A 12,872-nucleotide genomic window follows, 5' to 3' on the forward strand; every position below is an offset into this window, starting at 1 on the left:
TTCACACGGGGTGTGAACGGAATGCCCGAACCCTCCTGCTGTGCGCTCTGCCGCGCGGGACCCCGGCTCGGTTGAATGAACTCCCTCGCAAGAGGCGGCCGGGTCGTCGGCTCCCCCTCGTAACGGCCTACGACCCGCACCCGCGCCGTCCGCGCTGCTACCTGCCCGACACTCCGAGGCAGTGCGGACGGCGCCCGGACCGCACGGCCCACTGACCGACGACGAAGGAGGGTGGCTGCGGAACGGCGGCCGGAACCGCGTTTCCTCCCGGTTCCCGCTCCGGATCCGGCGTGTGGTCCCTCCGCCGATCGGCGGGACGGAGAAGGGGCGTATCCGGTGGCCGGATACGCCCCTTCTCAACGCCCAGGGGGTGTCACGCACGCCCAGGGGGTGTCACGCCCCGCGCAGCACCGCGCCCGTACGCTCGGCGGCCAGGGCCACCGCGCTGTCGCGGGCGGCCGACGCCTCCTCGACGGTCAGCGTGCGGTCGGCGGCGCGGAAGCGCAGCGCGTACGCCAGGGACTTGTTGCCCCCGCCGATCTGCTCGCCGGTGAAGACGTCGAACAGCCGCAGCGATTCGAGGAGTTCACCCGCGCCCTCGCGCAGCGCCCGCTCCACGTCGGCGGCCGGGACGTCCCCGGCGACGACGAGCGCGACGTCCTGGGTCGCCACCGGGAAGGTGGAGATCCGGGGCGCCTGGAGCGCTCCGTCGACGGCCTGTTCCAGGACGTCCAGCTCGACCTCCGCGGCGCAGGTCCGCTCGGGCAGGTGGAGCGCCTTGATCACCCGCGGGTGCAGTTCGCCCGCGTGTCCGAAGAGGGTCTCCTCGCCGTTCACGTTGACGTACAGCGCGGCGCAGCGGCCCGGGTGCCACGGGGCGTGCTGGTCGGCGCGGACGATGACCTCGACGCCTGCCTCGGCCGCGATGGACCGGGCGGCCTCGATCGCGTCCGCCCAGGTCGCCGGGGTGCCCTTGCCCCACCAGCCGGCCTGCTCGCGGGCGCCCGCGAGGACGACGGCGGCGCGGCGCGGCTGACGCGGCAGGGCCGCGTTCAGACCGGCGACCTCCTCGTCGGTGGGGCGGCGGTCGACGGGCAGCCGGACGGCCTGCTTCTCCTCGCCCGTCGGCCGGAAGACCAGACCCGTCTCGAAGAGCGCCAGGTCGTGGTTGCCGCGGCCGTCGTTGCGGCGCAGGGCGCCGAGGAGGCCCGGCAGCAGCGTGGTGCGCAGCGCCGGCTCCTCGTCGGAGAGCGGGTTGACCAGCTTGACCGTACGGCGGCGCGCGTCGTCCGCCTCCAGGCCGAGCTGGTCGAGGACCGCGTCGCCGATGAACGGGTAGCTCAGCGCCTCGACGTAACCGGCTCCGGCCAGCACTCGGCCGATGCGGCGGTGCAGCCGCTGCCGTTCGGTGAGACCGCGCCCGGAGGGGGGCGTGGGCAGCGTGGAGGGCAGGTTCTCGTAGCCCTCCAGCCGGATGACCTCTTCGGCGAGGTCGTTCGGCTCGTTCAGGTCGGGACGCCAGGACGGGACGGTGACGATCAGCTCGTCCTGCCCGTAGACGTCGCAGCCGACCTCCTGGAGGCGGCGGACGACGGTCTCACGGCCGTACTCCACACCGGCCACCTTGTCCGGGTGGTTCGCCGGCATGGCGATGGTGCGCGGCGCGTGGGGCGAGGTGATCTCGGTGACCCCGGCCTCGGCGGTGCCGCCCGCGAGGAGGACCAGCAGGTCCACCGTGCGCTGCGCCGCTGCTGCGGCGGCCTGCGGGTCGACGCCGCGCTCGAAGCGCTTGGACGCCTCGGAGGACAGCTTGTGGCGGCGCGCGGTGCGGGCGATCGAGATCGCGTCGAAGTGCGCGGCCTCGATGACGACCTCGGTGGTGAGGGCGTGCTCGCCGTCCGCGTCGGCGATCTCGGTGTTGGCGCCGCCCATGACGCCCGCGAGGCCGATGGGGCCCCGGTTGTCGGTGATGACCAGGTCCTCGGCGTCCAGCACGCGCACGGTGCCGTCCAGGGTGGTGAGCTTCTCGCCCTGGGTGGCGCGGCGCACGCCGATCGGCCCGTCGACCCGGTTGCGGTCGTAGGCGTGCAGCGGCTGGCCGAGCTCCAGCATCACGTAGTTGGTGATGTCGACGGCCAGCGAGATCGACCGCATCCCGGCCTTCTGGAGGCGGCGCTGCATCCAGATCGGGGAGCGGGCCTCGGGCTGGAGACCGGTGACGGTGCGGGCGGTGAACCGGTCGCAGCCGATCGGGTCGGAGATCTGCACCGGGTAGCCGTACGCGTTGGGCGCGGGCACGTCCAGCAGCGCCGGGTCGCGCAGCGGCAGCCCGTAGGCGGTGGCGGTCTCGCGGGCGACACCGCGCATCGAGAGGCAGTAGCCCCGGTCCGGGGTGACGGCGATGTCGAGGACCTCGTCGACGAGCTGGAGCAGCTCGATCGCGTCGGTGCCGACCTCGTGCTCCGGCGGCAGCACGATGATGCCGTGCGTGCCGTCGTCGCCCATGCCGAGCTCGTCGGTGGAGCAGATCATGCCGTGCGAGGTCTTGCCGTACGTCTTGCGGGCGGCGATCGCGAAGTCGCCGGGCAGGACGGCGCCCGGGAGGACCACGACGACCTTGTCGCCGACCGAGAAGTTACGGGCGCCGCAGACGATCTCCTGCGGCTCGCCGGTGCCGTTGGCGGTGCCGACGTCGACGGTGCAGAAGCGGATGGGCTTCTTGAAGCCCTCCAGCTCCTCGATGGTCAGGACCTGTCCGACGACCAGGGGGCCCTTGAGGCCCGCGCCGATCTGCTCGACGGTCTCGACCTCCAGGCCGACGGAGACGAGCTTGGCCTGGACGTCACGGCCGGTCTCCGTCTCCGGCAGGTCGACGTACTCCCGCAGCCAGGAAAGCGGGACGCGCATCAGATCTCCATCCCGAACGGCCGGGTGAACCGGACGTCACCCTCGACCATGTCTCGCATGTCTTCGACGTTGTGGCGGAACATCAGCATCCGTTCGATGCCGAACCCGAAGGCGAATCCGCTGTACTTCTGGGGGTCGACGCCACAGGCGGTGAGCACCTTGGGGTTGACCATGCCGCAGCCGCCCAGCTCGATCCAGCCCTCGCTGCCGCAGGTGCGGCAGGGGCGGTCGGGGTTGCCGACGGACTCGCCGCGGCAGACGTAGCAGACCATGTCCATCTCGGCGGACGGCTCGGTGAACGGGAAGAAGTTCGGCCGCAGCCGGGTCTTCATGTCCGGCCCGAAGAGCGCCTGGACCATGTGGTCGAGGGTGCCCTTGAGGTCGGCCATGGTGAGGCCCTCGTCGACGGCGAGCAGCTCGATCTGGTGGAAGACCGGGGTGTGCGTGGCGTCCAGCTCGTCGGTGCGGTAGACCCGGCCGGGGCAGACCACGTAGACGGGGGGCTTGCGCTCCAGCAGCGAGCGCGCCTGGACCGGGGAGGTGTGCGTACGCAGCACGACGCCGGACTCGTCGCCCTCGGTGGCCTTGCCGTCGGGCGTGGTGCCCTGGACGAAGAAGGTGTCCTGCATCTGGCGGGCCGGGTGGTCGGGCACGAAGTTCAGGGCGTCGAAGTTGAACCACTCCGCCTCGACCTCGGGGCCCTCGGCGACCTCGTAGCCCATGGCCACGAAGACGTCCGCGACGCGCTCCATGATCGTCGTCAGCGGGTGGCGGGCGCCGGCCGGGGTGCGGTCGTAGGGCAGCGTGACGTCCACGGCCTCCTCGACGAGCACCCGGGCGTCGCGCTCGGCCTCCAGCTCGGCCTGGCGGGCGGCCAGGGCCTTGGAGACGGCGCCGCGGGCCTGGCCCACGCGCTTGCCCGCCTCGGCCTTGGCCTGCGGGGGCAGGGCGCCGATCTCGCGGTTGGCGAGGGACAGCGGCGAGGTACCTCCGGTGTGCGCGGTCTTCGCCTGGGCGAGCGCGTCGAGGTCACCGGCGGCGGCGAAGGCGGCGAACGCCTCGTCCCGCAGGCGCTCGATCTCTTCCGGTTTCAGTGCCTCGACCTCGACTGGGTCGTACGACTTGTTCGGTGCCGACATCTCTTCCCGTGCTTCCGATTGGCTGATGGCGCGACCCGGCCGGAGACCGTTGGACGCAAAGGTGCCAAAGGTCGAGTCTACGGGCCGCAGGACGGTCGGGGCGCCCGTGGGGCCGCTCAGCCCTCCCGTCGCCCACCACCACCCTGCCTGATTGCTGCGCAAACCCCTCTACTTCAGATAGGCGGGCATGCTCACGGGCAGAATAAATCGGAACTCGGCTCCGCCGCCGGGTCCCCGGTCGACGGTGATGGTGCCGCCGTGGGCCTCGACGATGCCCTTGACGATGTAGAGGCCCAGGCCCGTGCCGCCGCGCTTGCTGCCCCGCCAGAAGCGGGTGAAGACGCGGCTCATCGACTCCTCGGGGATGCCGGGGCCTTCGTCGCTCACGGTGACAGCCGTTCCCGTCTCGTCGTCGGCGCCCGGCGCGGGTGCCGGGGCGATCTCAATGGTGACGGTTCCCTCGCCGTGGCGCACCGCGTTTTCCAGGAGGTTGCCGAGGACCTGGTCGACCTTGTCCGGGTCGGCCCACAGGTCGGGCAGCGGTCCTCGGGTGCGGACGAGGAAGCGTTCGGCGGCCTGGCCGCCGGTGATGAGCGCCTGGATGTGCCGGGCCACGGCGGCGGAGATGTCGACGGGCTGGCGGCGCAGCTCCAGGCGTCCGGAGTCGATGCGGGAGATGTCGAGCAGTTCGGCGATGAGCCGGGTGACCCGGCCGGCGTCGGCGTCGACGGTCTCCAGCATCAGCCGCTTCTGGTCGTCGGTGAACCTCTCCCACTTGGCGAGCAGCGTGGCGGTGAACCCTTTGACGGAGGTCAGCGGGGAGCGCAGCTCGTGGGCGACGGTCGCGATCAGTTCGGCGTGGCTGCGTTCGGTACGCCGACGGGCCTCGGTCCCCCGCAGGCAGACCACGACCCGGCGCACCGGCCCGGTCGGGTGCTCCCGTACGTAACGGGCGGAGACCAGCACCTCGCGGCCGCCGGGCAGCAGCAGATTGCGCTCGGGCTGGCCGTTGCGGGTGGCCAGACCGCCGTACGGGTCGGTCAGCGGCCACCAGCGCTTGCCCTTGAGGTCCTCCAGCGGAAGGACGGCCTCCAGCGGCCGGCCGATCGCGTCGGCGCGGGGGGTGGCGGTGATCCGGGCGGCGGCGGTGTTGAAGCAGATGACGTGTCCGTGCTCGTCGGCGACGACGAGACCGTCGGGAAGGTCGTCCGGGTCAAGGCCCGCTCCGAGGGAGTCCGGACCGGCCGCAGGACCGGCCGGCGCCTCGGCCGCGGCGCGCACGGCGGTGGTGCGCGCCGGTCGCGGCGAACTCATGCCGACAGCCATCTTCCCGTACCCCACCTCTCGAACCGGTGCAGTGGGCCCCCGAGTTCGTCACCCTACTAGTCGTCGGTGAACCGGCGACACCCTGTGGGGGCGCGGAGGGGAGTGCGCCGGTGGGAGGGGGCGCGGGAATGGCCGGGATCGGATGGCAGGGCCGCGAGGACGGCGCTGGGTTACGCGTCGGGGGCGCGCCGCGGACGCTGCGCGCGGGCCGAGGCGTAGAGGCAGACGGCGGCGGCGGTGGCGAGGTTGAGGCTCTCCGCCTTGCCGTGGATGGGGACGCGGACGACGGCGTCGGCGAGCGCGCGGGTCTCCTCGGGGAGCCCCCAGGCCTCGTTGCCGAAGACCCAGGCGGTGGGGCCGCCCATCGTGCCCGCGTCCAGTTCGTCGTCCAGGTCGTCGGCCCCGGCCCCGTCGGCGGCGAGGATCCGCACCCCGGCGTCGCGCAGGCCCTGGACGGCTTGGTCGACGGGGACGCCGACGGCGACGGGGAGGTGGAAGAGCGAACCGACCGAGGCGCGTACGGACTTGGGGTTGTAGAGGTCGACGGAGGCGTCGGTCAGGATGACCGCGTCCGCGCCCGCGGCGTCCGCGCAGCGCAGTACCGTACCGGCGTTCCCGGGGTCGCGGACGTTGGCCAGAACGGCCACCAGGGTGGGCCGGGCGTCCAGGATCTCCTGGAACGGGGAGTCCAGGAAGCGGCAGACGCCGATGAGGCCCTGCGGGGTGACGGTCTGGGAGACGTCGGCGAGGACGTCGGTGTCGGCCAGGTGGACCCGGGCGCCCGCCGTGTGGGCGGCCTCGACGATGTCGGCGTACCGGTCGGCGGCCTCGGGGGTAGCGAACAGTTCGATGAGGGTCGGCTCACCGTCCCCGCCGCGGTGGGCGGCGGCCTCGCGTACGGCCTGGGGCCCCTCGGCGATGAACCTGCGCTCCTTGCCCCGGAAGTTGCGGCGGGCCAGCCGGCGGGCGGCGGCGACGCGCGGGGAGCGCGGGGAGATCAGTTCGGGGGTGCCCATGGTCGGCGGCGAGCCTCTCTGCGTACGGCGGTGGGGGTCAGCGGCAACGCACCGGACCCGCAGGCGGCGTGCGCCTGCGGGTCCGGTTCACGTACCTGGAAGGTGGGGCCTGGATCAGGCGGCCTTCGGGGCGTTGACGTCGCTCGGGAGGGCCTTCTGGGCGACCTCGACGAGGGCGGCGAACGCGTTGGCGTCGTTGACCGCGAGCTCGGCCAGGATCTTGCGGTCCACCTCGATGTTGGCGGCCTTCAGACCCTGGATGAGGCGGTTGTACGTCATGCCGTTCTGGCGGGCAGCGGCGTTGATGCGCTGGATCCACAGCTGACGGAAGTCGCCCTTGCGCTTCTTGCGGTCGTTGTAGTTGTAGACCAGGGAGTGGGTGACCTGCTCCTTGGCCTTGCGGTACAGACGCGAGCGCTGACCGCGGTAGCCGCTGGCGGCTTCGAGGATTGCCCGGCGCTTCTTGTGGGCGTTGACTGCCCGCTTGACGCGTGCCACTTGTTAACTCCTTGTAGCGGGGCCGTGGGTGTCTTCACACGGCCCGGAAACGAATTGGTCCCGGTGTGATCGAGGTCGTGCCTCCGGGGCGAACCGGAGGCCGGGCCTCACTTGCCGAGAAGCTTCTTGATCTTCTTGGCGTCGGCCGGAGCCACGACGACCGTGCCGGTCAGCGAGCGGGTCTTCTTGGACGACTTGTGCTCGAGCAGGTGGCGCTTGCCGGCCCTCTCGCGGAGCACCTTGCCGGAGCCGGTGATCTTGAAGCGCTTGCTGGCACCGCTGTGCGTCTTGTTCTTCGGCATCGCGCCGTTCTCTCCTCGTCAGTGGCGCCCCTCACGGTGCGGAGCACCGGACTGCAGGGGCGTCAGATCTCTATGGGATTCCGGGATGACCCGGGGGCGCCTGGGTGGCGGCCCCCGAAGGTCACGCCTCGGAAGGTGTCTCGGCCGGAGCCTCGGCCGCGTCGGCCGGGGCCTCGGCGGTCTCGCCCTCGGACGGTGCGTCGGTCGTGCCCTGACGCTCCGCCTTACGGGCGGCCTGGGCCTCACGGGCTTCGGCCATGGCTTCGGTCTTCTTCTTGTGCGGGCCCAGAACCATGATCATGTTCCGGCCGTCCTGCTTCGGGTTGGACTCGATGAAGCCCAGGTCCTCGACGTCCGAAGCGAGACGCTGGAGCAGTCGGAAGCCCAGCTCAGGGCGGGACTGCTCACGACCACGGAACATGATCGTGATCTTGACCTTGTCGCCCTGCTTGAGGAACCGGACGACATGACCCTTCTTGGTGTCATAGTCGTGCGGGTCGATCTTCGGCCGGAGCTTCATCTCCTTGATGACCGTGTGCGCCTGGTTCTTGCGCGCCTCACGGGCCTTCATGGCCGACTCGTACTTGAACTTCCCGTAGTCCATGAGCTTGCACACGGGCGGACGGGCTGTCGCCGCCACCTCGACCAGGTCGAGGTCGTACTCCTGTGCGAGTTCCAGGGCCTTGGCAAGCGGAACAATCCCGACCTGCTCGCCGCTGGGACCGACAAGTCGGACCTCGGGAACGCGAATCCGGTCGTTGATGCGGGGCTCGGCGCTGATGGATCCTCCTCGGTAGCACCACGCGACCGCCTGGCGGACAGCCGCGTAACGTCTTGTAACGTCAAGACCAACCGCGCCGGAAGCGCAAAAATGCCCCGGACGGGACACAAGGCGAGGCTCCAGGAACTACCGGAACACCGCCGCGGTGAACCGCGGGGCTATCGGGCGGGCCCATCGTCCGTACGGAACGATGGTCGCCGCCTGACCGGTGACCCGCCGTCCTGAACGGACAGCCAGGTGGGAGATCGGAGCCTCCACTTGTGGGCCGGGCACATAGATGTCCGGCCGGTCGTTCCTCCAGACTACCGCACGATCCCCGGGGCCCGCACCACGGAGACCGGAGGGACGCCCGCGGGCAGGAGGGCGGTGGCCTGGCCTTATCGTGTGGGCATGAGCGACGCGACCCCCAGCAGTGAGAACCCCGGCTTCGACGACATGGCCCGCGACATCGCGGAGGTCCCCGCGGTCGAGGTGATCGTGACGGTCGCCGTCAACCTGATGAGCGCGGCCGCCGTGAAGCTCGGCCTCACCGAGGAGGGCGAGCAGCACAAGGACCTCGACGAGGCCCGCAAGCTGGTCCAGGCGCTGGCCGGACTGCTGGACGCGAGCGCCACGGAGATCAGCACCTTCCACGCCTCACCTCTGCGCGACGGCCTGAAGTCGCTCCAGCTCGCCTTCCGTGAGGCCTCGCTGGTGCCGGACGAGCCCGGCCACGGCCCCGGCGAGAAGTACACCGGTCCTGTCTACGGCTAGCCGCACCCCTCCCCCGTACGCCAAGGAGCCCGCCGTCCCCCGTGGGGCGGCGGGCTCCCGCGCGTGCGCGCCGGGACCGTTCGCGGGCCCTCAGATGGCGTCCTCGGTCTCCTCGGGCAGGACGTTGGGGAAGGGGTGGGTGAGCCGGTGGGCGTAGGCAGCGATCGCTCCGCCGACCAGCGGCGCGACGATGAACAGCCAGAGCTGGGAGAGGGCCGCGCCGCCCGCGAAGAGCGCCGGGCCGAAGCTGCGCGCCGGGTTGACCGAGGTGCCGGTCAGCGGGATGCCCACCAGGTGGATCGCCGCGAGCGCCAGGCCGATGGGCAGCCCGTCGAAGCCGGTGACCGCGACCTTGTGGGTGACCGCCAGGACCACGTAGACGAGCAGGAACGTCAGCACGACCTCGGCGAGGAACGCGCCGCCGATGTTGATGCCGACGGCCGACCGGTCGTCGTAGCCGTTCGTGCCGAACTCGCCGCTGGTCTCCAGACCGGGGATCTGCTTCGCCAGCAGGAACAGCAGGGCGGCTCCGACGATCGCGCCGAGGAACTGGGCCACCCAGCGCTCGACGGCCGTACGGAGGTCGATGCGGCCGGCCATGAGCATGCCCAGCGTCACCGCCGGGTTGACATGGCAGCCGGAGATCGGGCCGAGCGCGTAGGCCAGCGCGAGGAGGGTGAAGCCGAAGGTGAGGGCGATGCCCACCGTGCCGAGGTATTCGACGGCGACCACCGCGGACCCCACGGCGAAGAACACCAGCAGCAAAGTGCCGAGAAACTCTGACGCCACGATCCGCTTCTGCATGGAACCACCTCGCGATGTCGTCCGATAGGTCGGATTCATCCGATTTTCCCGACAATTCTCACGGCGGCGCGCGGTTCGCGCTCGTCGGGCCGGTGCCGACCCGACGATCAAGGGGCGATCAGCGGGCGAAGAGGGGCTCTCCCGGCATGGTCGTCCCGGCGGGGAGGAGGGCGAGGTCCAGGCCGCTGACCAGCCGGGCCCGCAGCACCTCGCTGGCCGAGAGGGCCTGCGCGATACGGCGGGCCGCATCGGCGGGCACCGCGTCCGGGGCGAGGACGAGCGCGAGGGTGCCGTCCGCGGTGCCGGGGCCGAGGTGGGCGCGGACCACGGCGGGGTCGGCGGCCACGGTCTCCCGGACGGCTTCGATGACGGCGGGGTCCTGGAGCGGGTCGGTGCTGGTGCGGTTCTCGGCCAGTGCCAGGAGCGCCTGCCCGCTCAGCTCGAAGGCGACGGGCCCGGCGAGGTCCAGCACGACGGTGTCGGCCTTCTCGTGGGCGGCGGCCTGGAGGGCCTGGTGCAGCGGTACGGCGACGGGGCGCGCCTCGGGGTCCCAGAGCGCCAGCGAGGCGGTGGAGGTGAAGGCGGGGAGCGCCCGCCGGTCGCCCGCCTTCAGGGTGGGGACGGCCATGTCGCTGGTCTTCTCGCGCCGGAGTCCGTTCTCGTCCTCCTCGACCTCGCCGAGAACGGCGACGACGGGGACGAGGAGCCGGGCGTCCCGCAGGGCGGTGAGAACCGGGCCGACGGCGCTGCGGTCCCGGGACCAGGCGTCGAGCGCGCTGGTCAGGGCCGGGGACGCCGAGCCGTCGTCGTCGGAGAAACCGGGGTCCGGAATGTTCTTGAGCTCCACGGGACGAGGGTAGTGCCTGGCGTCCGGGGGCCTGCCCGCAGGTGTCGCGGCGCCCGTGCTCGATCGCGGCGGCCGGGCCCGGCGTACGCCGAAGGGGTGAGCGGTGCTCAACGGCGGGCGGGGGCGTTCCGGCCGCGCCACAGGACGACGGCGGCCGCCAGCAGCGCCGCGCCGAGGCCGCCGGCGAGCGGGGCGGCCCAGTTGGCCGTCCCGTCGGCGGTACGGGGCGGGGTCGGGCCGGCGCCGAAGTACCGCCCCCGGTGTCCGGCCGGGGCGGCCTTGGCGTCCAGGTCCGCGGGGCGCAGCCGGGCGCCCGCCTCGATGGCCTCCGCCGGGTCGACGATGCCGTAGCCGCGGGCGTCGTCGCGGCCCTGGGCGGGGGCGTCGCGGGCGGTGTCGGCAAGGAGCTTCTTGATCTGGGCCGGGGAGAGACCGGGGTAGGCGGCCCGGACGAGGGCGACCGCGCCGGAGACGAACGCGGCGGCGGCGGAGGTGCCCCACTCGATGTAGTAGTGCCCGTCGGGGTTGGCGACCACGATGTCGACGCCGGGGGCGCTGACGGTGGCGTACCAGCGGCGGGTGGAGAACGAGGCGTGGGTGCCGTACTCGTCGACGGCGGCGACCGCGATCACGCCCGGGTAGGCGGCGGGGTAGGAGATCCGGTCCCCCTTCTCGCCGCCGTTGCCCGCCGACGCGACCACGGGGACGCCCTTGGACAGGGCGTACTGGATGGCCGCGTCCTCGCCGGGGTCGGGGTGGGCGGACTTGCTGTCGTCGCCCAGGGAGAGGTTGATGACGTCGGCGCCGTTGTCGGCGGCCCAGCGGATCCCGTCGGCGAGGGCGGCGCCCCGGGACTTGCGGGCCTTGGCACGGGCCGGGTCCTTGGATTCGAGGATGACCCGGACCGGCAGGATCCGGGCTTCGGGGGCGATGCCGAGGATGCCGTCGGTGCGGCCGGGGCCGTTGCCGCGTCCGGCGATGATGCCGGCCATGGCGGTGCCGTGCAGGGCCCAGGAGGAGTCGCCGCGGGCGGCGCCGAAGCCGACGAGGTCCTTGCCGGGGAGCACCTGGCCGGTGAGGTCGGGGTGGGCGTCGTCGACCCCGGTGTCCAGGACGGCGACGGTGACGCCGTCGCCCCGGGTGGTCTGCCAGGCCCGGTCCGTGTGCAGGGCGTCCAGGGCCCACTGCTGATCGCGGATGGCGTCGGCGTGGGCGGGCGCGGCGGCGGTGAGGGCGAGGACGGCGGCGGCGCAGACCGCGGCGAGGGCGCGGCGGGGTCGTCGGGTCATCCGGGCTGCTCCGTGAGTTCGGCGACGGCTGTGCGCAGTCCGCGCTCCACGCGGTCCGCGACGCCCTTCGCCTCGTGGCCGAGCCCGGCCTGGGCGATGTCCGTCCCGGCGCCGGAGGCCATGGCGTCGGCGGCGGGCTGCGGTTCGGCGACGGCGCGGCCGTCCGCGAAACCGGAGACGGAGAGGACGACGACCGGGATCTCGGTGAGCGGGTTGACCGTCCAGCTGGCGCGCTGCCCGTTGCCGAAGGAGGCCGCGGGGGTGCCCTCGGGGGCGTACGTACGGGGCATGAGGTCCTTGCGCGCGCCGAGCTTCTGCTCGGTGAACCGGGTGCGCAGGGCCTGCATGCCGGAGGCGTCGGCCTCGGTGAAGACGAGACCGACGGTGGTGACGGCGGAGCGGGTGGCGTCGGTGTAGGTGGCGCGCACCATCCGCTCGCAGCCGACGGACCGGAGCGTGGTCAGGAGCAGCGGGTCGAGCCCGTCCTTGCAGGTGCTGTCGGCGGCGACGGCGACCCGGTTCCAGGTGCGGTGGGTGCCGCCGGGGCCCGCGCCCCGGCCCTTCAGGGTGCGCGGGAACAGCGTGTCGGCGGGGACGCTGTGCCAGGCGGCACGGGCGGCGGTGTACGGGCTCTTGGCGGTCCCGGCCGAGGAGTCGCCGGTCAGCCAGGCGCCGGTGGCGGCCCCGCCGATGAGCCCGAGGCCGAGCACGACACAGGCGGCGGCCGCGGCCGTACGCCACCGCTGCCGGGGCCGGACGGGGCGCAGCCGGGTGGTGGTCTCGACGGGCGTCTCCGGGAAGGCGTAACGGACGGGGGCCCGATAGCCACCGGGGGGCTGCGGAACGGCCCCCGGCGCGGGCGTCAGATCGACGGCTCCGACGGGCCTGCGGCGGGTGACGGGGTGTGGGGTGGGAGTGACCGGGGTGGGGTGGGTGGCGGGCGGGGCGGGGTACGCGGGGCGCGTGGTGGGCGGGGCCGGGCTCGCGGCGGGCGGCACGGGCGCCGGGCCCTGCGCGGCGGGCGGGCCCGGGCGTGTGACGGGCGCGGGGTTCGCGGCACGCGCGGAGGACGCGGGGCTCGCCACGGGCGCCGGGCCCTGCGCGGGGCGCGCGGCGGGTGGGGCGGGCGAGGGAGCCGCCTGTCGGCGCGATGCGCCTTGCTGGGTGAAGGCCGCCGGTGGGCCGCAGCGGTCCGACGCGGCCGACGGGG

Annotated in this window: 12 protein-coding genes; 1 reads left to right on the forward strand and 11 read right to left on the reverse strand. The window is 72.9% G+C overall.

Annotated elements, in window-relative coordinates; translation table 11 throughout:
• Window positions 1–393: 393 nt before the first annotated feature.
• The 7 genes from pheT to infC form a co-directional block, all read right to left on the reverse strand.
• Window positions 394–2,907 carry a phenylalanine--tRNA ligase subunit beta gene (pheT, locus tag WQO_RS05730; RefSeq protein ID WP_010057191.1) on the reverse strand — a complete coding sequence of 838 codons (2,514 nt, stop codon included), beginning with the start codon at window positions 2,905–2,907 and terminating at the stop codon, window positions 394–396.
• Window positions 2,907–4,046 (reverse strand): phenylalanine--tRNA ligase subunit alpha, encoded by a 1,140-nt coding sequence (gene pheS / locus WQO_RS05735; protein ID WP_010057190.1) that lies wholly within the window; start codon window positions 4,044–4,046, stop codon window positions 2,907–2,909. Before pheS ends, pheT begins: the two co-directional genes overlap by 1 nt.
• Before the next feature lie 168 nt (window positions 4,047–4,214).
• Window positions 4,215–5,372 carry a sensor histidine kinase gene (locus tag WQO_RS05740; protein ID WP_029181979.1) on the reverse strand — a complete coding sequence of 386 codons (1,158 nt, stop codon included), beginning with the start codon at window positions 5,370–5,372 and terminating at the stop codon, window positions 4,215–4,217.
• A gap of 170 nt (window positions 5,373–5,542) precedes the next feature.
• Window positions 5,543–6,388 carry a TrmH family RNA methyltransferase gene (locus WQO_RS05745; RefSeq protein WP_010057188.1) on the reverse strand — a complete coding sequence of 282 codons (846 nt, stop codon included), beginning with the start codon at window positions 6,386–6,388 and terminating at the stop codon, window positions 5,543–5,545.
• A gap of 114 nt (window positions 6,389–6,502) precedes the next feature.
• Entirely contained in the window at window positions 6,503–6,886 is a 384-nt protein-coding gene (rplT, locus tag WQO_RS05750) for a 50S ribosomal protein L20 (RefSeq protein WP_003970214.1), read from the reverse strand.
• Window positions 6,887–6,993: 107 nt separating this feature from the next.
• A complete protein-coding gene (rpmI, locus tag WQO_RS05755) occupies window positions 6,994–7,188 on the reverse strand; it encodes a 50S ribosomal protein L35 (protein WP_003970213.1) in 195 nt (64 codons plus the stop codon).
• 121 nt (window positions 7,189–7,309) lie between these two features.
• Window positions 7,310–7,969 (reverse strand): translation initiation factor IF-3, encoded by a 660-nt coding sequence (gene infC, locus WQO_RS05760; RefSeq protein WP_073824593.1) that lies wholly within the window; start codon window positions 7,967–7,969, stop codon window positions 7,310–7,312.
• 390 nt (window positions 7,970–8,359) lie between these two features.
• Here infC and WQO_RS05765 point away from each other — a divergent pair, with 390 nt between their 5' ends.
• Window positions 8,360–8,722, forward strand: coding sequence for a DUF1844 domain-containing protein (locus WQO_RS05765; RefSeq protein ID WP_010057174.1), 363 nt, complete (start codon window positions 8,360–8,362; stop codon window positions 8,720–8,722).
• A gap of 90 nt (window positions 8,723–8,812) precedes the next feature.
• Here the strand turns inward: WQO_RS05765 and WQO_RS05770 are convergent, their stop codons facing one another.
• The 4 genes from WQO_RS05770 to WQO_RS05785 form a co-directional block, all read right to left on the reverse strand.
• Window positions 8,813–9,526: an MIP family channel protein gene (locus WQO_RS05770; RefSeq protein WP_010057173.1), complete on the reverse strand. Its 714-nt coding sequence runs from the start codon at window positions 9,524–9,526 to the stop codon at window positions 8,813–8,815.
• 118 nt (window positions 9,527–9,644) lie between these two features.
• Window positions 9,645–10,373 (reverse strand): SseB family protein, encoded by a 729-nt coding sequence (locus tag WQO_RS05775; protein WP_010057172.1) that lies wholly within the window; start codon window positions 10,371–10,373, stop codon window positions 9,645–9,647.
• Window positions 10,374–10,480: 107 nt separating this feature from the next.
• Window positions 10,481–11,662 carry a type VII secretion-associated serine protease mycosin gene (gene mycP / locus WQO_RS05780; RefSeq protein ID WP_010057171.1) on the reverse strand — a complete coding sequence of 394 codons (1,182 nt, stop codon included), beginning with the start codon at window positions 11,660–11,662 and terminating at the stop codon, window positions 10,481–10,483.
• Window positions 11,659–12,528 (reverse strand): hypothetical protein, encoded by an 870-nt coding sequence (locus WQO_RS05785; RefSeq protein ID WP_058954201.1) that lies wholly within the window; start codon window positions 12,526–12,528, stop codon window positions 11,659–11,661. Before WQO_RS05785 ends, mycP begins: the two co-directional genes overlap by 4 nt.
• Window positions 12,529–12,872 lie beyond the last annotated feature (344 nt).

Origin of the sequence: Streptomyces globisporus C-1027, from assembly GCF_000261345.2 — a bacterium.
Taxonomy (GTDB): domain Bacteria; phylum Actinomycetota; class Actinomycetes; order Streptomycetales; family Streptomycetaceae; genus Streptomyces; species Streptomyces pakalii.

Coding starts and splice junctions, on each gene's coding strand:
- WQO_RS05770 (WP_010057173.1), bottom strand. CDS start 9,526: ATGCAGAAGCGGATCGTGGCGTCAGAGTTTCTCGGCACTTTGCTGCTG.
- pheT (WP_010057191.1), bottom strand. CDS start 2,907: ATGCGCGTCCCGCTTTCCTGGCTGCGGGAGTACGTCGACCTGCCGGAG.
- mycP (WP_010057171.1), bottom strand. CDS start 11,662: ATGACCCGACGACCCCGCCGCGCCCTCGCCGCGGTCTGCGCCGCCGCC.
- WQO_RS05740 (WP_029181979.1), bottom strand. CDS start 5,372: ATGGCTGTCGGCATGAGTTCGCCGCGACCGGCGCGCACCACCGCCGTG.
- WQO_RS05745 (WP_010057188.1), bottom strand. CDS start 6,388: ATGGGCACCCCCGAACTGATCTCCCCGCGCTCCCCGCGCGTCGCCGCC.
- pheS (WP_010057190.1), bottom strand. CDS start 4,046: ATGTCGGCACCGAACAAGTCGTACGACCCAGTCGAGGTCGAGGCACTG.
- rpmI (WP_003970213.1), bottom strand. CDS start 7,188: ATGCCGAAGAACAAGACGCACAGCGGTGCCAGCAAGCGCTTCAAGATC.
- WQO_RS05765 (WP_010057174.1), top strand. CDS start 8,360: ATGAGCGACGCGACCCCCAGCAGTGAGAACCCCGGCTTCGACGACATG.